The sequence below is a fragment of the Vreelandella titanicae BH1 genome (assembly GCF_000336575.1).
Classification (GTDB): domain Bacteria; phylum Pseudomonadota; class Gammaproteobacteria; order Pseudomonadales; family Halomonadaceae; genus Vreelandella; species Vreelandella titanicae.
In genome coordinates this window covers 121,492-144,422 of record NZ_AOPO01000006.1, presented here as the reverse complement: position 1 = coordinate 144,422, position 22,931 = coordinate 121,492, and the positions used below count along the sequence as shown (strand labels likewise).

At 55.0% G+C, this 22,931-nt stretch carries 23 protein-coding genes; 19 read left to right on the top strand and 4 right to left on the bottom strand.

Annotation, left to right across the window (positions count from 1 at the left end; all coding sequences use genetic code 11):
• The first annotated feature begins 302 nt into the window (after positions 1–302).
• The 6 genes from puuE (at position 303) to HALTITAN_RS13045 (ending at position 5,361) form a co-directional block, all read left to right on the top strand.
• The gene (gene puuE, locus HALTITAN_RS13070; RefSeq protein ID WP_009287395.1) at positions 303–1,238 is read left to right on the top strand and encodes an allantoinase PuuE; all 936 of its coding nucleotides are present in this window, start codon (positions 303–305) and stop codon (positions 1,236–1,238) included.
• Positions 1,239–1,260: 22 nt separating this feature from the next.
• The gene (locus HALTITAN_RS13065) at positions 1,261–2,136 is read left to right on the top strand and encodes a MurR/RpiR family transcriptional regulator (RefSeq protein ID WP_009287394.1); all 876 of its coding nucleotides are present in this window, start codon (positions 1,261–1,263) and stop codon (positions 2,134–2,136) included.
• A gap of 322 nt (positions 2,137–2,458) precedes the next feature.
• A complete protein-coding gene (locus HALTITAN_RS13060) occupies positions 2,459–3,313 on the top strand; it encodes a transporter substrate-binding domain-containing protein (RefSeq protein ID WP_009287393.1) in 855 nt (284 codons plus the stop codon).
• Positions 3,314–3,321: 8 nt separating this feature from the next.
• On the top strand, positions 3,322–3,999 hold the full coding sequence (locus HALTITAN_RS13055) for an amino acid ABC transporter permease (RefSeq protein ID WP_009287392.1): 678 nt from the start codon (positions 3,322–3,324) through the stop codon (positions 3,997–3,999).
• The gene (locus HALTITAN_RS13050; RefSeq protein WP_022522260.1) at positions 3,996–4,652 is read left to right on the top strand and encodes an amino acid ABC transporter permease; all 657 of its coding nucleotides are present in this window, start codon (positions 3,996–3,998) and stop codon (positions 4,650–4,652) included. Before HALTITAN_RS13055 ends, HALTITAN_RS13050 begins: the two co-directional genes overlap by 4 nt.
• Positions 4,633–5,361, top strand: a complete 729-nt coding sequence (locus HALTITAN_RS13045; protein WP_022522261.1) for an amino acid ABC transporter ATP-binding protein — start codon at positions 4,633–4,635, stop codon at positions 5,359–5,361. The genes HALTITAN_RS13050 and HALTITAN_RS13045 overlap by 20 nt, the downstream gene beginning before the upstream one ends.
• Before the next feature lie 11 nt (positions 5,362–5,372).
• Here the strand turns inward: HALTITAN_RS13045 and HALTITAN_RS13040 are convergent, their stop codons facing one another.
• Positions 5,373–6,821, bottom strand: a complete 1,449-nt coding sequence (locus tag HALTITAN_RS13040) for a YfcC family protein (protein ID WP_039859408.1) — start codon at positions 6,819–6,821, stop codon at positions 5,373–5,375.
• 247 nt (positions 6,822–7,068) lie between these two features.
• Between HALTITAN_RS13040 and HALTITAN_RS13035 the strand changes: the two genes are divergently transcribed.
• From HALTITAN_RS13035 to HALTITAN_RS13005, 7 genes are all read left to right on the top strand, one after another.
• Positions 7,069–7,899: a bifunctional allantoicase/(S)-ureidoglycine aminohydrolase gene (locus HALTITAN_RS13035; RefSeq protein ID WP_039859406.1), complete on the top strand. Its 831-nt coding sequence runs from the start codon at positions 7,069–7,071 to the stop codon at positions 7,897–7,899.
• A gap of 134 nt (positions 7,900–8,033) precedes the next feature.
• Positions 8,034–8,522, top strand: coding sequence for an ureidoglycolate lyase (locus HALTITAN_RS13030; protein WP_022522264.1), 489 nt, complete (start codon positions 8,034–8,036; stop codon positions 8,520–8,522).
• Positions 8,523–8,640: 118 nt separating this feature from the next.
• Complete coding sequence (gene pyk, locus HALTITAN_RS13025; protein ID WP_039859403.1) at positions 8,641–10,116, top strand: pyruvate kinase; 1,476 nt, start codon at positions 8,641–8,643, stop codon at positions 10,114–10,116.
• Positions 10,103–10,879: a molybdate ABC transporter substrate-binding protein gene (modA, locus tag HALTITAN_RS13020; RefSeq protein ID WP_039859402.1), complete on the top strand. Its 777-nt coding sequence runs from the start codon at positions 10,103–10,105 to the stop codon at positions 10,877–10,879. The genes pyk and modA overlap by 14 nt, the downstream gene beginning before the upstream one ends.
• 13 nt (positions 10,880–10,892) lie before the next feature.
• Complete coding sequence (gene modB, locus HALTITAN_RS13015) at positions 10,893–11,561, top strand: molybdate ABC transporter permease subunit (protein ID WP_027958096.1); 669 nt, start codon at positions 10,893–10,895, stop codon at positions 11,559–11,561.
• Positions 11,554–12,714 (top strand): ABC transporter ATP-binding protein, encoded by a 1,161-nt coding sequence (locus HALTITAN_RS13010; RefSeq protein ID WP_236614957.1) that lies wholly within the window; start codon positions 11,554–11,556, stop codon positions 12,712–12,714. Before modB ends, HALTITAN_RS13010 begins: the two co-directional genes overlap by 8 nt.
• 2 nt (positions 12,715–12,716) lie before the next feature.
• Entirely contained in the window at positions 12,717–13,250 is a 534-nt protein-coding gene (locus HALTITAN_RS13005) for a DUF192 domain-containing protein (protein ID WP_009287388.1), read from the top strand.
• 161 nt (positions 13,251–13,411) lie between these two features.
• On the opposite strand, the gene HALTITAN_RS13000 is transcribed toward HALTITAN_RS13005, so the two are convergent.
• Both HALTITAN_RS13000 and HALTITAN_RS12995 read right to left on the bottom strand, forming a co-directional pair.
• Positions 13,412–14,146 carry a ParA family protein gene (locus tag HALTITAN_RS13000; protein WP_009287387.1) on the bottom strand — a complete coding sequence of 245 codons (735 nt, stop codon included), beginning with the start codon at positions 14,144–14,146 and terminating at the stop codon, positions 13,412–13,414.
• Positions 14,147–14,263: 117 nt separating this feature from the next.
• Positions 14,264–15,115 (bottom strand): DMT family transporter, encoded by an 852-nt coding sequence (locus HALTITAN_RS12995; RefSeq protein WP_022522271.1) that lies wholly within the window; start codon positions 15,113–15,115, stop codon positions 14,264–14,266.
• Positions 15,116–15,440: 325 nt separating this feature from the next.
• Here HALTITAN_RS12995 and HALTITAN_RS12990 point away from each other — a divergent pair, with 325 nt between their 5' ends.
• From HALTITAN_RS12990 to HALTITAN_RS12965, 6 genes are all read left to right on the top strand, one after another.
• A complete protein-coding gene (locus HALTITAN_RS12990) occupies positions 15,441–16,328 on the top strand; it encodes a sugar phosphate isomerase/epimerase family protein (RefSeq protein ID WP_051052029.1) in 888 nt (295 codons plus the stop codon).
• 46 nt (positions 16,329–16,374) lie between these two features.
• A complete protein-coding gene (locus tag HALTITAN_RS12985; RefSeq protein WP_009287385.1) occupies positions 16,375–17,274 on the top strand; it encodes a hydroxypyruvate isomerase family protein in 900 nt (299 codons plus the stop codon).
• A 36-nt stretch (positions 17,275–17,310) separates the two neighbouring features.
• On the top strand, positions 17,311–18,999 hold the full coding sequence (locus HALTITAN_RS12980; protein WP_039859400.1) for a GMC oxidoreductase: 1,689 nt from the start codon (positions 17,311–17,313) through the stop codon (positions 18,997–18,999).
• Positions 18,996–19,655 (top strand): gluconate 2-dehydrogenase subunit 3 family protein, encoded by a 660-nt coding sequence (locus tag HALTITAN_RS12975; RefSeq protein WP_039859399.1) that lies wholly within the window; start codon positions 18,996–18,998, stop codon positions 19,653–19,655. The genes HALTITAN_RS12980 and HALTITAN_RS12975 overlap by 4 nt, the downstream gene beginning before the upstream one ends.
• 17 nt (positions 19,656–19,672) lie before the next feature.
• On the top strand, positions 19,673–20,449 hold the full coding sequence (locus HALTITAN_RS12970; protein ID WP_039859397.1) for a 3-keto-disaccharide hydrolase: 777 nt from the start codon (positions 19,673–19,675) through the stop codon (positions 20,447–20,449).
• 241 nt (positions 20,450–20,690) lie between these two features.
• Positions 20,691–21,185 carry a hypothetical protein gene (locus tag HALTITAN_RS12965; RefSeq protein ID WP_201764692.1) on the top strand — a complete coding sequence of 165 codons (495 nt, stop codon included), beginning with the start codon at positions 20,691–20,693 and terminating at the stop codon, positions 21,183–21,185.
• A 509-nt stretch (positions 21,186–21,694) separates the two neighbouring features.
• Here HALTITAN_RS12965 and HALTITAN_RS12955 read toward each other — a convergent pair.
• Complete coding sequence (locus HALTITAN_RS12955; RefSeq protein WP_009287384.1) at positions 21,695–22,921, bottom strand: nucleoside permease; 1,227 nt, start codon at positions 22,919–22,921, stop codon at positions 21,695–21,697.
• Between the last annotated feature and the right edge of the window lie 10 nt (positions 22,922–22,931).

The following is a 22,931-nucleotide window of genomic DNA, read 5'->3' as shown; positions in this document are numbered from 1 at the left end:
TTCCGTGTGTAAACAATATGGCATTTCTTGTATACAAAAGTAGGGCGGTTTTCTACGTGGCGCAAGGGACTAATGAGCAATCGGCAATAAAAAAGCAGCTGATAAAACTTGACCATTTGTTCAGGATTCAATGGCTTAACGCCTTTTAAACTAAGAAACGCTATTAGCGTCAGGGGATTAGCGGTCGACCGCGTTGCGGTTGGTTATGAATGTCGCTATTTTGTATACAAATAATTTTCTGTATTGCTGGGCGGCTATTTGCCAATGATCTGCCCGGGTTTGTATGAATCAAGGAGCTAGCTATGTCGTCGTCACCTAAGGGCCACTATCCCCGCGATTTGATCGGTTATGGACGCAACCCGCCCCACGCCAACTGGCCAAACAAGGCCAAAATTGCCGTTCAGTTTGTGCTCAACTACGAGGAGGGCGGCGAAAACTGCGTGTTGCACGGCGACTCAGGCTCCGAGCAGTTCCTATCGGAAATTATCGGCGCACCGGCTTATCCGGATCGCCACTTGAGCATGGAGTCGATCTACGAGTACGGCTCCCGCGCCGGGGTATGGCGCATTCTGCGCGAGTTTGAAAAACGCGATTTGCCGCTCACGGTGTTTGGCGTTGCCATGGCGCTGGAGCGCAACCCGGATGTCGCCCTGGCATTTAAAGAGCTGGGCCACGAGATTGCTTGCCATGGCTATCGCTGGATTCACTATCAGGAAGTGCCCGAGCACGTTGAGCGCGAGCATCTACAGCAGGCCATGGAGATTTTTCAACGCCTCTATGGCGAAAAACCCCAAGGCTGGTACACCGGTCGCGATAGTCCCAATACCCGGCGCTTAGTGCTAGACGAAGGCGGTTTCCTTTACGATAGCGACTACTACGGCGACGACTTGCCTTTCTGGACGCAGGTGACCGATAGTCAGGGCGGTGACCACAACCATCTGATTGTGCCCTACACGCTGGACAGCAACGATATGCGTTTTGCCGCGCCGCAAGGTTTCAATACGGCGGATCACTTCTTTACCTACCTGCGCGATGCCTTTGATGTACTTTACGCAGAAGGGGAGGAGGCGCCCAAAATGCTCTCGGTGGGCATGCATTGCCGTTTATTGGGTCGCCCTGGGCGCTTTCGCGCCCTGCAGCGCTTTTTGGATTACATCGAAACTCACGACCGTGTGTGGGTGGCCCGGCGGGTTGATATTGCCCGTCACTGGGCAGAGCACCACCCTGCAACTCGTTAATTAAGCAGTTTAATAGGATGCTATGACGCCGCATATCGGACAGCGAATTACCGCCCAGTTTGACACGCTAACTGCCCAGGAGCAGCGGGTGGCGAGCTTTATCCTCGATCACTTTGATGATCTTGCGGTGTATAGCGCCGCTGATTTGGCGCGTTTGACCGGGGTATCCAAATCGACAGTTAGCCGCCTATTCAAGCGGCTGGGGTTTGAAAGCTACCGCACCGTTAAAGACCACGCCCGCCAGCTACGGAACCTGGGCGTGCCTTTGGTGATCGACCCCAACGCCATGCAGGAAGAGGCCGGGGCGCCGTTCCAGCGCCATCTGCAGCGGGAGCAGGATAATCTGCAGCGCTGCTTAAACGGCATTGCGGCGGATCAATTTGCTGCACTGGTAGAGCGGCTGGATAGCGCGCGTCATGTGGTCGTGATCGGTTTTCGTAACAGCTACCCGCTAGCGCTGCATTTTCGTCAGCAGCTGATTCAGGCGCGCACCCAGGTGCGAGTGGTTCCTCACCCAAACCAGTCGTTAGCGGAAGAGATCGTCGATCTCACCGACCAGGACGTGGTGGTGCTGTTTGGTTTTCGCCGCCGCCCAGCGGCATTTGCTTCGCTAATTGACGCACTTGAGAGCTCACCTGCCAAGGTAGCCTTACTGGCTGACCCCACCGCGGTCAATTTCGCCTCACAAGTAACGTGGTTTTTTGAAACGCCGCTGGAAAGCCTCTCCGCCTTCGATAGCTACGCTGCCGCCAATAGCCTGATCTGCCTGATTGCCAACGGCGTGCTGCACCGTCGCCTTGCAGAAGGTCGAGAGCGAATCAGCGCGATCAGCGATGTTTACGCTGATCTTAGTGAGCTGGAAGCGCCTACCATGAGCGTGGATTGGAGCTCCCAGTAGGCTGGGCTTCCTTTCATGGTGCATCTCGTCCTATTGATGGATGAAAACTGCACCAATACATTGCACTTCCCTCCTTTTAAATCCTCTTCTTAATGCGGCAGTCGCTGCGTTGTGGCTTCGCGTGCCCGCTAAGTTGCTGTTCTAAAAAACGTTAGCCACTTCTGGTATCTCTGTTGCTATTAGGTGGTCAAGTGAAACGAAAGTTTCTTTGTAAGATTTTATGCAACAAAGCTTTCACTCGCTCTGCATCCCTTGCTAATTCCATTACGGCTATTCACTGACCAACATGCCCTTGCCAGGCTGCCCTTGTTAGGAGAACACCATGAAATCGCTATCGCACCGCTTTAATCACTCTTTCTTTAGCCAGTTCAAACGCCTACAGTCCGGGGTTTTAGCCACAGGGCTGAGTGCCGCTGTGGCCCTCGGTGCTATTACCACTAGCCCAAACGTTCAGGCGGATGCACTAGAAGATATCGAATCACGCGGCACTATCCGGGTCGCTGTCCCGCAAGATTTCCCACCGTTTGGTTCAGTAGGTACCGACCTACAGCCGCGCGGCTACGATATTGATATGGCCCAATACCTCGCTGACGAAATGGGCGTTCAGCTAGAACTGATTACCGTGACTAGCGCTAACCGTATTCCCTACTTACAGACTGGCCAGGCGGACTTGGTAATCTCTAGCCTGGGTAAGAACCCGGAGCGCGAAGCGGCGATTGATTTTTCCGATGCCTACGCGCCGTTCTTTCTAGGCGTGTTCAGCGCTGATGAAGATGAAAGCGTGGAAGGCCCAGAAGGCCTGGCCGATAAAACCATCGGGGTAACCCGCGGCGCCGTGGAAGATATGGAGCTTTCAAATATTGCCCCGGATTCAACCACAGTGCAGCGCTTTGAAGATAACGCCACCACCATTTCTGCGTTTCTTTCCGGCCAAGTCGACTACGTCGCCACCGGTAACGTAGTCGCCGCCGAAATCGCCGAGCGAAACAGCGATCGAGCACCCTCAATGATTTATCAGCTCAAAGATTCACCCTGCTATGTGGGCATGAATAAAAACGAACCTGCGCTAATGGAAGAAGTTAACCGCCTGATCGCTCAGGGCCTGGAAGATGGCACCCTGAATGAGCTGTCTCAGCGTTGGTTCAGTGCCGACCTGCCTGAAAACTTCGGTAGCTGAGGTTCATTATGGGGCCAGCACTCGATTTTCTTACCCTGTTGCCCTACGTTAGTGAGCTCCTCAAAGGTCTTACCACCACGGTCGTTTTGACCGTGGTGACCACCTTGACGGGGCTAGCACTGGCGGTGGCGGTGGCGTATTTACGCATTAACGCACAGCCATGGGTGCGCTGGGGGCTAGGCGGCTACGTCGAAGTGACCCGCAACACGCCCTTTATTGTGCAGTTGTTTTTTATCTTCTTCGGGCTGCCGGGGCTCGGCATTAAAATTGATGCCATTACCGCGGCGTTTATTGCCATGACGCTCAACCTGGCCGCTTACAGCGCCGAGATTTTACGTGCCGGTATTAGCGCCACGGCCAAGGGGCAGTTGGAAGCCGGGCGGGCACTGGGTATGACCACGCTGCAAAGCTATCGCCATATCGTGCTGGTGCCCGCGTTTGCCAGGGTATACCCCGCGCTGATCAGTCAGTCGATCATTGTGATGCTGGGTTCGGCGGTGGTGTCGCAAATATCGGTATTTGACCTGACATACGCCGCTAACTTTATTCAATCGCGCAACTTTCGCAGCTTTGAAGTCTACCTGCTGATCACGCTGGTCTATTTGCTCCTCGCCTTCGGCATGCGGCGCAGCTTTATGCTGGTGGGCAAGCGGGTATTCGCCTATCAGCAAGGAGAACAACGATGATTGAGTTCACCTTCTGGGACATCTTGCGCAACCTGCTGCTGGCAACCCGCTGGACGATTGTGCTGTCGCTGATTGCCTTTGTGGGCGGTGCGACGGTGGGGCTGCTACTGACCTTTATGCGCCTCTCCAGCAACCGCTGGCTGCAGCGCTTAACGTCTCTTTATGTTGACCTGTTCCAAGGTACGCCGCTGTTGATGCAGCTGTTTTTGATCTTCTTTGGTGCTGCCGCCATGGGGCATCCCATTTCTGCCTGGCTGGCGGCTTCCATCGCACTGACTCTGTTCACCAGTGCTTTTCTATGTGACATCTGGCGCGGCTGTTTAGAGGCGGTTGCCAAAGGGCAGTGGCACGCGGCGCGGGTGCTGGGCATGAACTACTTCCAGACCATGCGCCATGTGATTCTGCCTCAGGCGCTGCGGCTTTCGATTCCGCCCACGGTGGGTTTCTCGGTACAGGTCATCAAAGGCACGGCGCTGGCCTCCATCATCGGCTTTGTCGAGCTGACCAAGGCGGGCACCATGCTCAATAACGCCACCTTCGAACCCTTCACCATTTTTGCCCTTGTGGCTCTGCTTTACTTCGCGCTGTGCTACCCACTTTCCTGCTACGCGCGCTATCTGGAGAAAAAGCTCTATGACGCTGGTTTACGTTGATAACGTTCATAAAGCCTTTGGCGACCTGGAAGTGCTTAAAGGTATTAACCTTTCAGTTGCGCAAGGCGAAGTGGTGGCGATTATTGGTCGCAGTGGCTCGGGTAAAAGTACCCTGCTGCGCTGCCTGAATCAGCTGGAAAAACATGACAGCGGCGAGATCACCATTGCCGATAAGCAGCTCGATGCGGCGTCAATGTCGCCCAAAGAGCTGAGTGAAAACGTCGGCATGGTATTCCAAAGCTTTAATCTGTTTCCTCATAAAACCGTGGGTGAGAACGTCTGTTTGGCGCCGCTGGTGGTGCGTGGCGAGGAGAAAGCCGAGGTCGAGAAAGTCGCCCGCGAAGTGCTTGAGAAAGTGGGCCTCTCCGACAAATACGATGCCTACCCGGCGCAGCTTTCCGGTGGTCAGCAGCAGCGGGTCGCCATCGCCCGGGCGCTGGCCATGCGCCCCAAAGTGATGCTCTGCGATGAGGTGACTTCAGCACTTGACCCTGAGCTGGTCGGGGAAGTGCTGCGCGTATTGGAGGCGTTGGCGGCCGAGGGCATGACGCTGATTCTGGTCACCCATGAAATGAGCTTTGCACGTGATGTGGCCGACCGCGTGGTGTTTATGCACCAGGGGCGCATCCATGAAGAGGGCGCCCCCAGCGAGCTATTCAGCAACCCACAAACGCCGGAGCTAAAGCAGTTTATCTCTGCCGTGCTCTAGTCGATCCACTTCTAGCCGATCCACTGGGTTGCCTGCGCGAAAATAAGAAAGCCCAGGGCAATCGCTATCCAGACGCAAAAAAGTGGGAAGAAGAATTTGACCCACTTTTGCCATGGCACACCTGCCAGTGCCAGGGTCGCCATAAAGTAGCCTGAGGTCGGGTATAAAATATTGCCGATACCGTCACCCAACTGGAACGCCAGCACCGCCGTTTGGCGGGTAACGCCGATGATGTCGGAGAGCGGTGCCATCAGCGGCATGGTGACCAGGGCCTGGCCGCTACCGGAGGGGACAATGAAATTGAAGCCTAGCTGGGCGAAGAACATGCCAATCGCCGAAAGCAGGGTGGGCAGGCCTCCGACGAGGTTGCCAAGCCCAAACACCAGCGTGTCCATGATGTGGCCATCTTCCAGCATCACGGCAACACCGCGTGCGACGCCGGCGATCATGGCGCCGACCAGCACGTCTCGGAAGCCTTGGTTGAAGCCTGCGCATATTTCGTCGGTGTCGAGGCCTGCTATTAGGCCCACAACAATGCCCATGATGATAAACAGGCCTGCCATTTCCATCATGAACCAGCCTTGCTGCAGTACGCCATAGACGAGTACCGCGAAGAAGGCGAAGGTGGCGATGGCCGCGAGCTTCTGGCGAGCGCTGGCGATTAAGGCTGGGCTATTGTCAGCATGTTGATAAAGCGAGCGTTTTTCGGATTCGCTAGTGTCACTGCTCAGCAGGCTAAGTGAAGGTGTTTGATGCACCATACGGGCGTAACGCATAACGAAGAAAATGGCCGCGGCTAACATCACCACAAATGCCACAACGCGCAAGCCATAGCCGGAGTAGAGAGGAAGATCTGAGAGTTGCTGTCCTAGGCCGGTATTGATGGGGTTGAGCACACCCGTCGTGAAACCGACCGTGGTAGCACAAAGTGCCACCGCCGCGGCCGTGACTGAATCAAAGCGCAAGGCAATCATCAGCGGCAAGATGACCGGCACATAGACCAGCGCCAACTCTTGGGTACCGATAACCGTCGCTATGAGGGCAAAAACCGTCATCAACACGGGGATAGTGAGCAGGTTCTGTCGCGCAAAGCGGCGCGTTAGCTTGTCCACACCTATTTCAATAATGCCGGTGCGCCTTAGCACCATGAACATACCGCCGATCATGAAGGTGAAAAAGACAACTTCACCGGCACTCATTAAGCCATTCGGGATCGCCAGCATAAAGTCGACGATGCCAACTGGTGACGAAGCGATCTGCTCATAAGAGTTCGGGTCGATAGTGATGCGCCCATTCGGGCCAGGAACACGCTCGAACTGCCCGGCCGGCACAAAGTGCGTTGCTATCGCGGCCAGGGCGATAAATATGAACAGAACCGCGTAAATGTCAGGGATCCGGCACCAGCTTTTCTTGGGCGTGGGGCGATCTGAGGAAGACGAAGAGGGGGTGTGTTGGGACATGCTATGCCTCGCGTTTGTTATAAGTAGCTGACCTGAGCAGCGGTTAGCGGGCGTCACGCCGCGCCGAGGTTGCTGTTTTTGGACATGCTCGTATGATCTTAGAATTATGAAACGAAAGTTTCTAAAGAAGTTACTATTGGGAGGAGTGTTTCACAAGAGCTTTGTTAAAGATTGCTTTATTGTGGTTAGCTAATCTTGTATACAAGATGAATAACGTGTGTTTTTACTAAGTCAAATAGGTTTAAAAATGCCAGCTACTTACTACGCTCCCACCGGCGGGCACCCGCCGCAAACGCAAATCACCGCTGATCGCGCCGTGTTCACTGAAGCGTATGCGCTGATCCCCAAAGGCGTGATGCGCGATATCGTCACCAGTAATCTGCCGTTTTGGGAAGGCACCCGGCTATGGGTGCTGGCGCGTCCGCTGTCGGGGTTTGCCGAGACGTTCTCTCAGTACATTATGGAAGTCCAGCCTCAGGGCGGCAGCGATAAGCCTGAGCCTGATCCCCAGGCGGAAGGCGTTCTGTTTATTGTGGAAGGTGAGTTAACGCTTACTCTGTCAGGCGAGCGCCACTCCCTGCAGCCCGGCGGCTATGCGTTTATTCCCCCTGGCAGTTCGTGGCAGGTGCGCAACGAATCCAACGCGCCGGTACGTTTCCACTGGGTACGCAAGGCCTATGAGTTTGTGGAAGGACTTGAGGTGCCAACGGCGTTTGTCACCAACGAGCAGGACATTGCGCCTATCGAAATGCCGGGCACGGAAGGACGCTGGGCCACCACACGCTTTGTCGACCCTGCGGACGTTCGCCACGATATGCATGTGAATATCGTTACCTTCCAGCCCGGCGGCGTGATTCCTTTCGATGAAACCCATGTCATGGAACACGGCCTTTATGTGCTCGAAGGCAAGGCCGTTTATCACCTGAATCAAAACTGGGTAGAAGTGGAAGCGGGCGATTTCATGTGGTTACGCGCCTTCTGCCCCCAGGCTTGCTACGCCGCTGGCCCAGGGCCGTTCCGATATCTGCTGTATAAAGATGTTAATCGCCATCCTGCTCTTCGTCTGGGTGCTCGTTAAAACTGGTTGCTCCAGCTTTTCAAGCAGGCAGCTTTAAAGGGTCGCGAGCTAAAGCTGCCTCCCACTAGTGCATTTATCAGGCTGGAAGTGGCCATGCCACGCTGAGTAACAAAGAACTTTAGAAGGACACAACAATGCTAGAGCTAAAAGCCGAGCCGTTGACCGCAGAGGCCTTCGCCCCTTTTGGCGATGTGATTGATGCGCGCACCTCAGCGTCGTTTCCCATCAACGCCGGGCGCACGCAGCGCCACCATGATCTTGCCAAGGTGGAAACACTGGGTGAAAACGCTCACACGCTGATTAATATCTTCGTGAGCCAGCCGATTACACTGCCGTTGGAGCTAACGTTTTTAGAGCGTCACCCCCAGGGCAGTCAGGCGTTTATGCCGCTGCACCAGGAGCGCTTTATTGTGGTGGTAGCCCCACCGGGGGAACATATTAACCCTGCAGACGTGCGAGCGTTTGTCACCGATGGCCGCCAAGGGGTGAACTACCGCGCAGGCACTTGGCACGCCATTCAATCGGTGCTGGAGCGTGAAGGTGAGTTTTTGGTAGTGGATCGCGGCGGTGATGGCAATAACTGCGATGAGTTTCCTCTCACTATCACCGTGACGTTGACTTAAACCAACCTCCTGCGTTGCACTGCTGTCATATAGAGCGCGTTAAACTGGTAAGCTAGGGTTACTGAATAGAATTACTTAATAAAAGTCACTACACGCTAAATTGCATGGTTGGAACATTATGAACGCACTGCACTTCTCCTCGATCCGTCGTACCAAAATTGTCGCCACCCTTGGGCCTGCCAGCGACCGGGAAGGGGTATTGGAAGCCATGCTCAAGGCGGGTGTCGATGTGGTGCGTCTTAACTTCTCCCATGGCACAGCGGATGATCACCGCCGCCGACTAACCGAGGTACGTGAAATAGCCGCCAAGCTAGGCCGCAGCGTCGCGGTGTTGGGTGATCTACAGGGGCCCAAGATTCGTATTGCGCGGTTTAGAGATGGGGCCGTGGTGCTTAAAGAGGGCCAGCCGTTTATTCTTGATATGGCGCTGGATGGCGATGCGGGCGATGTGCATCAAGTCGGCTGCGACTATAAGACCTTGTCCCAAGACGTGACCGCCGGCGACCGCCTGCTGTTAGATGACGGGCGCTTGGTGCTGGACGTGGCCCGTGTTGACGGCCAACAGGTGCATACCACCGTGGTCGTGGGAGGCAAGCTCTCTAACCATAAAGGTATCAACAAGCAGGGCGGTGGGCTCTCCGCTCCGGCATTGACTGAAAAAGATAAAGAAGACCTTAAGACCGCCGTTGAGATTGGCGTCGATTACCTGGCCATTTCTTTCCCCCGCCATGCTGAAGATATGCTCGAAGCACGCCGCTTATTAGGTGAGGCGGGTAAAGAGATTGGCCTGGTGGCCAAAGTCGAACGTGCCGAAGCCGTAGCGGATGATGCCACCCTGGATGGCATTATCGAAGCTTCTGAGGCGGTCATGGTGGCGCGAGGTGATCTAGGCGTAGAAATTGGCGATGCCAAGTTGGTCGGCGTGCAAAAGCGCATGATCAAACGAGCGCGTTCGCTCAACCGTGCGGTCATTACCGCCACGCAAATGATGGAGAGCATGATTTCAGCGCCTCTTCCCACCCGCGCTGAGGTGTTTGACGTGGCCAACGCGGTGCTGGATGGCAGCGATGCGGTCATGCTCTCGGCGGAAACCGCGGCGGGCGACTACCCGCTGGAAACCGTAGAAGCCATGTCACGTGTTTGCCTGGGAGCTGAGCGGGAAAAAACCGCCCAGGAGTCCGGTCACCGTATTCATGAAGGCTTTTCCCGCCCTGACGAGACCATTGCGCTCTCCGCCATGTACGCGGCCAACCATATGACCGGCATTACCGCGATTGCCTGTATGACCTCATCGGGCTATACACCGCTGATCGCTTCTCGCATTCGTTCGGGCCTGCCGATTGTTGGCTTGGCGCATAATCCCATTGCCCAACGCCGCATGGCGCTCTACCGCGGTGTTGTTTCGCTACCGTTCGATACCTCCGCAATGAGCGCCACCGAGCTAAACGACCGGGCCCTCGAGATGCTGGTTAAGACCGGTATCTCCAAACCTGGCGACCATGTAATCCTAACTCGCGGCGACCATATGAACGCCCATGGCGGCACCAATACCATGAAGGTAATGGAGATTACTGACGAGCATGCTAAAAGCTAAATTAGCGCATGGGTTGCTGCTCGCCTGCTTGCTTCTGATAGGTTCCCCTGCGCAGGCGGAGGCGCCTATCGTGGCGGCGGCCTCTGATCTACAGTTTGCGCTGACAGAAGCCGCCGAGCAGTTTCAGCAGGAAACCGGCCACGCCCTACGGCTAAACTTTGGCTCGTCAGGCAACTTCCGGCGTCAAATTGCCCAGGGCGCGCCCTTTGAGCTCTATCTCTCTGCTGACGAGAGCTACGTTCAAGCGCTTTATGAGGAGGGCTACACACAAGATGAGGGCGTGATTTACGCCATTGGTCGTTTAGTGTGGCTGCAGCGCGCAGGGCGTGGTGATTTACCTAACGAGGAGACGCCGCTTGAAGCGGTTAAAACCGCGTTAGAGGCGGGGACTACTGAGCGCATCGCCCTGGCCAACCCCGAACACGCCCCCTATGGCGTGGCGGTGCGGCAGGCGCTTGAGTACGCCGGGCTTTGGGAGCAAATAGAGCCGCTGCGGATACTGGGCGAAAATGTCTCCCAGGCGGCGCAGTTTGCGCTCTCCGACGATGCGCGCGGTGGGCTGGTGGCTTACTCCTTGGCGCTGGCTCCCACATTAGGTGACCGAAGTGAGTACGTACTTATCCCTGAAGAGTGGCATAGCCCACTACGCCAGCGAATGGTACTGACCAATCAGGCTGGAGATATTGCCACGGCCTTCTATCAGTGGTTGCAAGAGGACGAGGGACAATCCATTTTGCGTACCTACGGGTTTAGCGTCGAATAATGGAAGGAGCATAATGGATTGGTCGGCGCTTTCGGTCTCATTACGCCTAGCGGCGTTCACCTGTCTTATCCTGCTACCCATCGCTATTTGGCTAGGTCGCTCTCTGGCCTATGCGCGTTTCCGCGGCAAAGGGCTATGTGAAGCGCTGATCGCATTACCGCTGGTATTGCCGCCTACCGTACTGGGCTTTTATCTGCTGTTGAGCTTTGGCCGCGACGCGCCAGTGGGCTCGTTTTGGGCAGCAATGACCGGTAGCGGGCTGAATTTCACTTTCACTGGCATACTATTGGCCTCCCTGATCGCCAATTTGCCGTTTGCCGTGCAGCCCATTCAGCGCGCCTTTGAACATGTGCCCCACAACCTGCGTGAAGCGGCCTGGTGCAGCGGGTTGAGCCCCTGGCAGACGCTGCTGCGCATCGAGCTGCCCTTGGTGTGGCCAGGCATTATGTCAGCGGCAGCGCTTACCTTTGCCCATACGCTGGGCGAATTTGGCGTCATCTTGATGGTGGGTGGCGCCATTGATGGTGAAACCCGCACTCTCGCCATTGCCATCTATGATCGCGTCCAGGCCTTCGATGAACAGGGCGCTGCACAGATGTCGGCGCTGTTGCTGTTGGTATCGTTTATTACCTTGGGGCTCGTCTATGGTCTGGCCGGGCGCAGGCGGTGGGTACGTGGCTGATTCGCGCATCACAGAGCCGGTCTCTGGGCCGATTGCAGGGTTGAGCGTGGCGGTCAATCAAACGGGGCCGATTCCACTGGCCGCCGAGTTTGTTTGCCAACCCGGTGAACTGCTGGCGCTGGTAGGGCCATCGGGCAGCGGCAAAACCACGCTGTTGCGCACCATTGCCGGGCTTTATCGCCCCCAGGGCGGGCGAGTGGAGTGCGCTGGAGAGGTTTGGTTTGACGCCGAGCGTAAGCATTCACTCTCGCCCCAGCGTAGACAGGTCGGCATAGTGTTTCAGGACTATGCGCTATTTCCGCACCTAACCGCCTCACAAAATATTCAGCTCCCTCTGCGCCACCTGCCCCAACCGCAACGCCGTGAACAGGCCGAGCAGTGGCTAGCCAAGGTGCGTTTAGACGGGCTGGGCAAGCGCTACCCCAACGCGCTTTCGGGGGGCCAGCGCCAGCGTGTGGCGCTGGCCCGTGCCTTGGCCCGTGACCCCAAAGTGCTGTTACTCGATGAGCCGTTTTCGGCGGTGGATCAAGTGACCCGGCGGCGGTTGCAGCGCGAGCTGGCGCTGCTGCGTCAGCAGATCGAGATTCCTATTGTACTGGTGACCCACGACCTGGAAGAAGCCGCCGCGCTGGCCGACCAAATCTGCGTGTTGCATAACGGCGTCAGCCTGCAGCAAGATGCTCCTGATGTGCTTTTTCGTCGGCCGTTGTCGCCGCTGGTGGCGCGCTTGTTAGACCGCCATAATCTGTTTGAAGGGGTAGTGGTGGATGAGGAGGGCAAGCGTCGGCTGCGGTGGGGCGAAAATTATCTAGAGGTAGCCGAGGGGTTAGATAATCTGACGCTGGGTGAAACAGTCACCTGGTACTTGCCGCCCTCCGATATTGTGCTTCACCGTCGCGGCCGTCCTTCACACGGCGAGCGGGAGAACCCGGTCGTTGCCACCGTTAGCGAACTGGTCGTACTGGGCGGCATCACTTCAGTTTCGCTAAGCGTCAATCACGGCGATATGTTACGTTTTGATATTGCTACCCATGCCGCCCGGCGTAATCAGTTAACCAGCGGCGCCGTGGTGAAGGTTTCGCTGCTGGCAGCAGGCATTTACCTTTTGCCAGGCCACCAAATTCGCGCAGATGCGCATGACAAAAGGAAGTAAGCATGGATCCCACGCGTCGCACGCTGCTTAAGGCGTCTTTACTGTTACCGATGGCGGCGCTGTTGCCGATGTCGCTACTCAGCTCGTTTGCTTGGGGGCAGGCGTCTGCACAAGAGATGCAGACGCTGGCGCTGGCTATTCACAGCGAGGGCGGCCCACATCGTCTAGAGGTTGAAGTGGCGGAAACGGCTACGCAGCGCCAGCGCGGGTTAATGGGGCGTGAGAGCTTGCCCGAAAAAAGTGGCATGCTGTTTCGCTTTGAGAACGAGCAGTCGGCCAACAATGCCTTTTGGATGTATCGCACGCTAATCCCTCTGGATATTGCCTTTATCGATAGCGATGGGCGGATTGTGGCGATTAATACCATGCAGCCCTGCGAATCCTCGTCGCCGAGCGACTGCCCCTCTTATCCTGCAGGTGCGGCTTATCATTCAGCGTTAGAGGTTAATGGCGGCTACTTTGCCGAGCGCGGTATCAAAGTAGGGGACTGTGTTTCTATTCCTGAAGAAGCCGGTTTCTGCCAGCCTGGAGATTAAACTGGGCGGCGGCGAAACCTGACCACGCTCAGGGCTATACCCTCGACCACTAAGCCGCCACCGACTCGTTTATGCACGCCTAGGCTGTCGTCCCTTAACAGCGCGCCGGTACCTCTTCCGCCTGCTGCAAGCCAATTAACAGCAGAGCGAAGCTCAGAAGGTCATTGCATACGCTGCGCGATCTCTCGCCACAGCGCGGTGTAGGCGCGACTGCCCCGACTGCTGCGGGCGAAATGCCCGACCGGAGCGCGTTCGATACCCATACGCTCGACCTCACTGGCGTTGGGCACGGTCGTCGATAAGCGCCTCGGCCAGCGTTCGCTGAGACTCTCCATCACCTGGCGGTGCAGGGTCTTGCGACGGTCGGCGAGGGTCACGAATGGCCAGATCGGGCAGGCATGGTCGACCGCGTCGAGATGACCGTCCAGTTGCTCAAGAGTGCGCAACGACAGGGTAGTCGGTACCATCGGCACCAGCAGGGCATCGACGCTGGAAAAGATCTGCTCGGCGAGTGCCGACAGGCTCGGCGGGCAGTCGAGTATCACCAGGTCGTAACTGCCCATCACCGGCTTGAGGATCTTACGCAGCCGGCTGGGTTTGCGGGTTTCCATCGACGCTTCCAGGTCACGCGAGCCCAGCGCCGCTGGCAGCAGGTCGAGCCCTTCGATGTCGGTCTCGCGGATCGCCCGGTCGAGATCGGCCTTGCCCTTGACCAGTTTGCCGACGCCACCACGCACTTTGGGTTTGCTGCGTAGATAGAAGGTGGTGGCGGCCTGCGGATCGAGATCCCACAGCAATACTCGCCTGCCGTCGCGTGCCGCTTCGGCGGCGAGGTTGACGGCGGAGGCGGTCTTGCCCACGCCCCCCTTGATACTGTAAAGCGCCAGCATCTGCATAGGGAACTCCCGGCTTGGTGACTGTTCAGTCTAACTGATTGGCCTGAGTGGATATGTGACGTTTCGATGACGGCGCTGCTGCCGATGTCGCTACGCTGATTTCCCTCGATATGACCTTTATCGGCGGCGGCGAAATCTGATCACAATCAGGGCTATACCCGCGACCACTAAGCCGCCGCCCACTAGTTTATGCACGCCTAGGCTGTCGCCCATTAACAGCGCGCCTAGGCCGACTGCCAATACCGGTACGAGTAGCGTCATGGGTACCACGCGATTAACCGGGTGACGGCGTAAAAGCGCATACCAAATCCCGTAAGCGACAATCGACGACATTACGGCGGTGTAAATCATCGCCCCCCAGCCTAACCAAGTTGCTTGCTGCATCGCCTGCCACTGACCGCTCTCAAATAGCCATGACCCCAACCCTACCTGAGGCACCGCGAACAGCGCCACCCAGCCTGCCAACGCCATCGGCGCAATGGGCGGGCCACGCTTGATCAACAGCTGCGACACCGCCCAGCCCATAGCACTGCACAACAGAATCGCCAGTGGTAAAGGAGAGGGCAGCGTTGGCCCACCGGCCAGTACGACTACCCCAGCAAAAGAGAGTAGCAGCCCGACAATCCGTTTGGGGCCTAGCTTCTCTTTTAGAAAGATGACCGCTAGCAATGTGGCAAAGGGCGTGCCCATCTGTACTAAAAGCGCGCCGGTACCTGCTTCTGCATGCTCCAAACCAATAAACAGAAGAGCGAAGTGGAGGCTGCCGAAGGTGATGGATAACAGTAGCAAAAACGGCAATTGCACTCGCGCCACCGGGTAGAAGGGCACCAGCAGAACTGCGACCAGCATAAAACGTAGGGTGGTCATCAATAGCGGCGGTAGCTCCGCTACACCGACCTTGATAACAATGATATTCAGCGCCCAAATGGCGATAACAAAGAGGCCGAGCAGCAGGTCGCGTAGTGGCACGTTGATGTCCGTTGGTGGATGGAAACGATAGCCATTGTATCAGCTTGGGAGACGGCAAAAATAATAGTGAAATGAGCCGTTGGTAAGCGCCGCTACTGCTTGATACCAAAGTATTAGGTTTTTCTTTAATAGTCTATATGTTGTTTATAATCAATTGGTTATGAATTTACTTGTGTGAGTATTAAGTCCTTTTTGTCCCTTAAAAGCGGTAAAAAAAGCGGCTGACTTGCACATTTTACTGAGATGTTCTAAAAAAATGTAACCGATTACATTTTTGCGTCGGCGCTTTCACAATATATAACAATCCAACAACAATGAGGTGGATATGGATACCCCGCTACGCCCAAAGCGTTTGAGTTCACAGGCTCTGCTGGCTGCTAGTGCAGTGGCGCTGTCAGTGCTGAGTGTGCCTGGCGTTGTTCAAGCTCAACAAAGCAGCACAGCAGAATTACCCATTGCTGTTCAAATGTATACGCTGCGTGATTTTGGCAATTTGGAGGAGCAGTTAGCCGCCGTAAATCGGGCGGGAATCTCTGCCATTGAGACGGTGGGCACCCAGGACGTGACAGCCGAAGAACTCAACACTTTGTTAGAAGAGCACGCGCTTGAGGTGATCTCAAGTCATGTGCAGCTAGACGATTTGCGCAATCGCTTAGATGAAACGGTGGCTTTTAATCAGGCGGTGGGTAACGACACCTTAACAGTGCCTTATCTAGCCGAGGACGCACGCCCTAGCGATGCCGAAGGCTGGCAGGCGCTGGGTGAAGAGCTAGGTGGTATTGCCGCTGAGCTAGATGCCGAAGGTTTCCGGTTGGCGTATCACAACCATGACTTCGAGATTGCAGTGTATGACGGTAAAACCGCGCTAGAGCATCTGTTTGATGCTGCCGGAACTGATCTGTTGGCGGAATTGGATATCGCCTGGGTAGCACGGGGCGGGTTTGACCCAGCCGAGTACGTAACGCGTTTCGATGGGCAACTGTTTGCTGTTCACGCCAAAGATAATGCTCCAGAAGGCACCGCCGAAGAAGAGGGCGGGTTCGCTACGCTCGGGGAAGGTGTGCTGGATTGGGATGCAATCTTGCCCGCTATCGAGGCCACTGATGTTGAGTGGTACATCATCGAACACGATAAGCCGCTAGACGCTGAGGCGGTTATTACTGAGGGGAACAGCTTCTTAAAGGAGAAGCTGACAGCGCTTCGAGAAGAGTAAGCACGCCAAGGCCATCTCATTTAGATGACGAACGCGAGGATGCTTTATGAAGCGCTACCTAATTGATCGGCGTAGCCTGCTGCGCCACAGCGTTACCGGTGCTATTGGTCTGGCGGCGCTACCTCAGCTTGGATCTCGAGCCCTGGCTGACGATACGCCTTCTCAGCGGGCACTAAAAGGCAATATCCATCATTCAGTCGCTCGTTGGACATTCGATTTTCTATCTTTGGAAGAGCTTTGCCAGCTTTCAACTGAGTTGGGCATTACGGCGATTGATCTGGTGGGGCCAGAAGAGTGGCCTGTGCTTCAGCGGTATGGGCTCGACTCTTCCATGTGTAATGGCGCTGAGTTGAGCCTTGAGGATGGCTGGGGCGATACCCGCTTTCACTCAGAGCTGATTGAGCGATACCTCCATCATATCGATCTGGTCAGCCAAGCGGGCTACACCAATCTCATTTGTTTTAGCGGCAATGCCCGGGGTATGAGCCCTGAACAGGGTTTGCAAAATGCCGAAACGGGGCTGAAGGAGATTCTTGCCCAGGCAGAGGCAAAAGGCGTGGTGCTACAGATGGAGCTGTTCAACAGCAAAATCGACCACCCCGATTATCTTTGTGACAACTCGGCTTGGGGCATTGAGCTTTGCCGTCGCCTCGATTCGCCCAACTTCAAGCTGCTCTATGACATCTATCACATGCAGATTAGTGAGGGCGATGTCATTCGCACTATCAGTGAAAACCATCGCTTTTTCGGCCATTACCATACTGCCGGTGTGCCTGGGCGCCATGAAATAGACGACACCCAAGAGCTCAACTACCCCGCGATTTGCCGCGCTATTCGAGATACCGGCTTTCAGGGCTATATCGCCCAAGAATTTCTCCCTGACCGTACTAGCCAACAGGCAAAAATAGAATCACTGCAGGCAGCTATTCAGCGCTGCGATGTGTGATTCGACGCGAACAACAACACAATAAGGAAGATGACCATGCCAGATAATCACTACGATGCCATCGTGGTTGGCTCAGGCATTAGCGGCGGCTGGGCCGCTAAAGAACTTACAGAGAAAGGCTTGAAGGTTTTACTGCTTGAGCGTGGGCGCAACATTGAACACGTGAAGGATTACCACAATGCCCATAAAGAGGCGTGGGATTATCCCCACCGCAATGAGCCGACCCAGGAGATGATCGCTAAACACCCCGTGCTCAGGCGCGACTACCCCCTTAACGAAGCCACCATGGGCATGTGGGCGGATGAACAGGCCAATCCCTACGTGGAAGAGAAGCGCTTTGACTGGTTTCGCGGCTATCACGTAGGGGGGCGCTCACTGCTTTGGGGGCGGCAAAGCTATCGGCTCAGCCCTATGGACTTCGAGGCCAACCAGCGTGAAGGCATCGCCATTGATTGGCCGATTCGCTATGAAGATATCGCCCCGTGGTATGACTATGTGGAGCGCTTTGCCGGTATTGCAGGTACTCAGGAAGGGCTAGATATTCTTCCCGATGGCGAGTTTCTGCCGCCAATACCGCTTAACTGCGTGGAAAAAGATGCCGCCAAGCGTATTAAAGAGGCCTTTGGTGGGCAGCGCCATCTTATCCACAGCCGAGTCGCCAATATTACCCAGCCAAAGCCGGAACAAAATCGCGTCAACTGCCAATACCGCAATAAATGCTGGCTGGGTTGCCCTTATGGTGCCTATTTCAGCACCCAGTCCGCCACGCTTCCCGCGGCGGTGGCCACAGGTAATCTAACGTTACGGCCATTCTCGATTGTCAGCCAGGTGCTGTACGACAAAGACCGTCAGCGGGCGCGGGGCGTTGAGGTGATTGACGCTGAGACCCATGAAGTCCATGAGTACACCGCTGATGTCATCTTCCTCAATGCGTCTACGTTCAACACTACCTGGATTTTGATGAACTCCGCCACCGATGTCTGGGAAGGGGGCTTGGGCAGTAGCAGCGGCGAACTGGGTCACAACGTGATGGATCACCACTTCCGCTGCGGTGCCAGTGGCGAAGTGGAAGGCTATCTCGACAAATACTACTTCGGACGCCGTCCTGCGGGCTTTTACATTCCGCGCTTTCGCAACGTAGGCGATGAGCAGCGAAGCTACGTGCGTGGGTTTGGTTATCAAGGCGCGGCGAGCCGCGAGGGATGGGATCGCGAAATTGCTGAGCTCAATATCGGCGCTGATTTAAAGCAAGCACTTAGCCAGCCAGGCGGTTGGACGATCGGTATGACGGGCTTCGGCGAAATGCTGCCCGATCACGATAACCGCATCTCCCTTGACCACAGCGTTCGCGATAAATGGGGGCTGCCGGTGCTGTCGATCGACGTTGAACTCAAGCAAAACGAGCGCGATATGCGTCGGGACATGGTTCAAGATGCGGTCGACTTACTTGAGGCCGCGGGCGTGAAGAACGTCACAGGTGACGTAGGCGATTACGCGCCAGGCATGGGGATCCATGAGATGGGCACCGCGCGTATGGGCCGTGACCCGAAAACCTCAGTGCTCAATAGCCACAACCAGGTGTGGGATGCGCCCAATGTGTTTGTTACGGATGGCGCCTGCATGACGTCATCCTCTTGTGTAAATCCTTCTCTAACCTATATGGCGCTTACCGCTCGGGCGGTGGACTATGCGGTGGAAGAGCTGAAGCGGGGGAACCTGTCATGAATCGTCGCGAATTACTCAAAATGATCGCCCTGACGACCGGTACAGCGATGATTGGAGGCAAATCCCTATTTGCCTTTAGCGATGCTGGCCAGTCAGGCCATCCCTTTAGCAGCCGTGATGTAGAGCGGCTGGACGAGCTTGCCGAAACCATTCTGCCCAGAACCGATACCCCAGGTGCTAAAGACGCTGGCGTCGGGGAGTTTATGGCCCTGTTCGTCAGCGACTGCTATACGCCCTCAGAAAGAGAGGTGTTCTATTTTGGTTTAGCGCAGCTTGAGGCACGCAGCAGAGCGGCTTACGAACGTGATTTTATAGCGCTGAGTGGCGAGCAGCGGTTAGAGCTCGTAAACGAGTTGGATCGCGAAGCGATGGCGCACGCCCAGCAACAGGCCCGCAGAAAGCAGCCAACCCCTGCTGAGGCACTGACTGCAGAGACCCAGACCGCTCAAAATCAAACGGCGGAAACCCAGTCATCCCAGGAGCACGCGGATAGCGAGAAAGCGCTTCCACACTACTTCACTATGATGAAGCAGCTAACGCTGTTCGGCTTCTTCACCTCAGAAGTTGGCGCGACTGAAGTCTTGCGCTACGAAGCGGTGCCAGGCCGCTACGAGGGCTGCGCGCCTTATAACGGCGAGCCTGCTTGGGCCACATAATGGAAAGGAGAGCATTGATGAACTATCAATACGCCCAGGCATTCTGCTTATTGGCTTGTGGCAGTTTGTTGGCATTCGACAGCGCGGCACAAGAAGACGCCTCGAAAGAGGCGCTGACACCCGAGCAGCAATCCACCAAAACCGAAGTGTGGGAGCCTGTGCCCCCTTCGGTTTCAGTGCCTGAGTCTGGCGTTCCCTCCGATGCCATCGTGCTATTCGATGGCACCAATTTAGACGCGTGGGAAGCCGAGGAGGGTGGGCCAGCCGAGTGGCAAGTGGAAGATGGCGTGATGACGGTGAATCGCGGCGCGGGAGGAATACGCACACGCCAGGATTTCTGCGACGTGCAGCTCTACCTGGAGTGGCGTTCTCCAGAGGATCTTGAAGGCATGGATGGTCAAGATCGGGGCAATAGCGGCGTCTTCCTGCAGGAGCGTTATGAAGTGCAAGTGCTGGACTCCTATGACAACCCGACCTATCCCAACGGCCAAGCGGCATCTATCTACAAACAGCATATTCCGCTGGTCAACGCATCCCGCCCGCCCGGTGAGTGGCAGAGCTATAACATCCTCTACACCGCGCCACGTTTTGATGATGAAGGCGCCCTTGAATCACCTGCCTACATCACCGTGCTGCATAACGGCGTAGTGGTTCAGCACCATGCTGAAGTGCAAGGCACCACCGAGTGGATTGGCGAACCCAACTACGACGAAGCCCACGGCTGCGCACCCATTTACCTGCAGGATCACGATGCGGACGTTAGCTTTCGAAACGTTTGGGTGAGAGAGTTATAGTCAGGCGCTTCTAAGTACCCTCAGTGAGCAAGCCCAGTCTCCTGATGCTAGACAGTATCGGGGGGGCTGGGCTTTTTTGCGTTTTCGATGCCACGGTTAGATAGTAGGACTTGAGATTTATTTGCCGTTTCTTGGTGCTTTGCGTGCGACTTTTTTATACAGTGTAATTAGGAATAAGATGCATCTAGAAACGTGAGTACTGATCTCAATCGCTGCCAGCCAAACTGAAGGAGTATTGACGATGAAGGTTTATAGAAAGCTGGTGTTGTGTGCTTTAGGCATTATTTTAATGATAGGTAGCGCTTTAGCTGCTGATTTTAAATCATTTACTTCAGAATCTGGCGAAGCAACGGAAGCACTGGATTGTCGAAATCCAAAAATCACGTCAGCATCATTTGGAATGGGTGAGCTCTATGGGTGTGTTCAAGGGAACGCTGAAACAGTAAAGTGGTTTATTAATGAAGTGCCAAACACCGGCCGAGTCGATAATGTCAAGTTAATGTGGAATGATTGGTTTAAAGATGTTGGTTATGGGCTACATGCAGATAAGCAGAAGGCCGAACAGGCGTTAAAAGCGCTGATTCAAATGTATGCACCAAACAAAGAAGAAGAGGTCGAAGAGGCATTCTGGGGGAACAGTCACAGAACTATTGCATCGGATGGCTTTGTTTTGGAATACACCTACTCACGTGGCCCTGCCATTGATGAGCGCTTGATTGTCGTTACGGAAGAATGAAAGCTAAAGAGTTAATAATACCGGATCACAGAAAGCTACGCTGTGCCCATTATTTTATCATCGGCAATGGCGAGTGTTATCGTGTTGAGATAATTGCTATCTGCGATCACTAGGTATGATAAGCCGTAAGTAAATAGAAAGCGGATTCGGGCAATGTATTTACTTGTTACGTTTAACCGAAAAGGAGTTTTATGGACGGCTTTTTTGAAGAGATAGGCAGGGGGTTTTTTAGGGGGATAGGTTACATACTGGCAGAGGTATTCTTTAGAACAATTTGTTACTGGGTTGGCTGGCCAATCTGTAAACTAGTTACTTTGGGAAAATATCCTTCGGCTTCTAAAGTGATATATCTCGATGAGCATAGGAGCCGAGCCGACGGCGCTTGGTGTGCAGTAGTGGGTTTGCTTGCGTTGATTGTGTTGGCTCTGTATCTGTTAGGACAGTTTTCGTACAAAGCTTAGTAAGCCGGGTGCCGCCCACACACCCGGCTGTTTTTTTGCTCTGTATCCTTACACGTTAGGCTTAGCCGTTACGTTTTTATCGTCTTTAAAGGTGAGGAAGAACAATACCAGCACCGCGATAGCAAATGCTGCTGGGAACATCCAGATGCCTTGCCAGTCGTGCGTGCCGTTGGTGGAGAAGTGATCGGTAATCTGACCGGCTACCCAGAAGCCTATTAGCATGCCTACCCCGTAAGTGGCCAGCGTGATCATGCCCTGGGCAGAGCTTTTAAACTTCTCCCCTGCGCGGGCATCGGTGTAGATTTGGCCGGTCACGAAGAAGAAGTCGTAGCACACGCCATGCAGTGCAATACCAATCAAGAGCATAAACACCATCTCATCGGCGTTACCGAACGCAAACAGCGCATAGCGTAGCGCCCACGCCAGCATACCGATCAGCAAGGTTTTCTTGATACCAAAGCGATGAATAAAGACCGGTAGCAACAGCATAAACAGCACTTCCGATACCTGGCCCAGGGTCATTTTGCCGGTTGGATTGGTCACGCCGATCTCTGCCAGAAAAGGGTTGGCGTTTTGGTAATAAAATGCCAGCGGAATACAAATCAGAATAGAGGCGATAAAGAAGATGGCGTAGTTGCGGTCTTTTAGCAGGGCCAGTGCATCTAGCCCTAGTACTTCTTTTAAGCCAACCGGGCCGTTTGCTTTAGGCGGCGTGGCGGGCAGGCTAAAGCTGTATAGGCCTAGGGCTAATGATGCGATAGCGCACATCAAAAAGGTGTTACGCAGCATGCCGTCGGCGATGCCTTGAGAAGAGTCCCAGGCGAATAAGTAACTGATACCCAAGCCCGCGATAATCCAACCGATGGTTCCCCACACGCGGATTTTGGCGAACTCCTGGCCTGGGTCGCTCATTTGGCGAAAAGAGACTGAGTTAACCAGCGCCAGTGTCGGCATATAGATAATCATATACATCAACACTAACGGGTAAAACGTACTGAAATCGCTGGCGACATACAGGCCGTACATTAACGCAGCGCCTGCTAAGTGGAGTACGGCGAGAATACGCTCGGCGTTGAAATAGCGGTCAGCGATCAAGCCAATAATGAAAGGGGCAATAATGGCACCCCAGGATTGGGTGGAGAACGCCATGCCAATCTGACCACCGCTGGCGTTGAGGTTGTTGGCCAGGAAGGTGCCAAGGGTGACAAACCAGCCGCCCCAGATAAAAAACTGCAAAAACATCATGATACTGAGTCGTGTGCGTATCATAGCCATGACGTGATCC

What these genes read in the sequence shown, in the direction of transcription:
- puuE (WP_009287395.1), top strand. Translation starts at nt 303, where the DNA reads ATGTCGTCGTCACCTAAGGGCCACTATCCCCGCGATTTGATCGGTTAT.
- HALTITAN_RS13065 (WP_009287394.1), top strand. Translation starts at nt 1,261, where the DNA reads ATGACGCCGCATATCGGACAGCGAATTACCGCCCAGTTTGACACGCTA.
- HALTITAN_RS13060 (WP_009287393.1), top strand. Translation starts at nt 2,459, where the DNA reads ATGAAATCGCTATCGCACCGCTTTAATCACTCTTTCTTTAGCCAGTTC.
- HALTITAN_RS13055 (WP_009287392.1), top strand. Translation starts at nt 3,322, where the DNA reads ATGGGGCCAGCACTCGATTTTCTTACCCTGTTGCCCTACGTTAGTGAG.
- HALTITAN_RS13050 (WP_022522260.1), top strand. Translation starts at nt 3,996, where the DNA reads ATGATTGAGTTCACCTTCTGGGACATCTTGCGCAACCTGCTGCTGGCA.
- HALTITAN_RS13045 (WP_022522261.1), top strand. Translation starts at nt 4,633, where the DNA reads ATGACGCTGGTTTACGTTGATAACGTTCATAAAGCCTTTGGCGACCTG.
- HALTITAN_RS13040 (WP_039859408.1), bottom strand. Translation starts at nt 6,821, where the DNA reads ATGTCCCAACACACCCCCTCTTCGTCTTCCTCAGATCGCCCCACGCCC.
- HALTITAN_RS13035 (WP_039859406.1), top strand. Translation starts at nt 7,069, where the DNA reads ATGCCAGCTACTTACTACGCTCCCACCGGCGGGCACCCGCCGCAAACG.
- HALTITAN_RS13030 (WP_022522264.1), top strand. Translation starts at nt 8,034, where the DNA reads ATGCTAGAGCTAAAAGCCGAGCCGTTGACCGCAGAGGCCTTCGCCCCT.
- pyk (WP_039859403.1), top strand. Translation starts at nt 8,641, where the DNA reads ATGAACGCACTGCACTTCTCCTCGATCCGTCGTACCAAAATTGTCGCC.
- modA (WP_039859402.1), top strand. Translation starts at nt 10,103, where the DNA reads ATGCTAAAAGCTAAATTAGCGCATGGGTTGCTGCTCGCCTGCTTGCTT.
- modB (WP_027958096.1), top strand. Translation starts at nt 10,893, where the DNA reads ATGGATTGGTCGGCGCTTTCGGTCTCATTACGCCTAGCGGCGTTCACC.
- HALTITAN_RS13005 (WP_009287388.1), top strand. Translation starts at nt 12,717, where the DNA reads ATGGATCCCACGCGTCGCACGCTGCTTAAGGCGTCTTTACTGTTACCG.
- HALTITAN_RS13000 (WP_009287387.1), bottom strand. Translation starts at nt 14,146, where the DNA reads ATGCAGATGCTGGCGCTTTACAGTATCAAGGGGGGCGTGGGCAAGACC.
- HALTITAN_RS12990 (WP_051052029.1), top strand. Translation starts at nt 15,441, where the DNA reads ATGGATACCCCGCTACGCCCAAAGCGTTTGAGTTCACAGGCTCTGCTG.
- HALTITAN_RS12985 (WP_009287385.1), top strand. Translation starts at nt 16,375, where the DNA reads ATGAAGCGCTACCTAATTGATCGGCGTAGCCTGCTGCGCCACAGCGTT.
- HALTITAN_RS12980 (WP_039859400.1), top strand. Translation starts at nt 17,311, where the DNA reads ATGCCAGATAATCACTACGATGCCATCGTGGTTGGCTCAGGCATTAGC.
- HALTITAN_RS12975 (WP_039859399.1), top strand. Translation starts at nt 18,996, where the DNA reads ATGAATCGTCGCGAATTACTCAAAATGATCGCCCTGACGACCGGTACA.
- HALTITAN_RS12970 (WP_039859397.1), top strand. Translation starts at nt 19,673, where the DNA reads ATGAACTATCAATACGCCCAGGCATTCTGCTTATTGGCTTGTGGCAGT.
- HALTITAN_RS12965 (WP_201764692.1), top strand. Translation starts at nt 20,691, where the DNA reads ATGAAGGTTTATAGAAAGCTGGTGTTGTGTGCTTTAGGCATTATTTTA.
- HALTITAN_RS12955 (WP_009287384.1), bottom strand. Translation starts at nt 22,921, where the DNA reads ATGGCTATGATACGCACACGACTCAGTATCATGATGTTTTTGCAGTTT.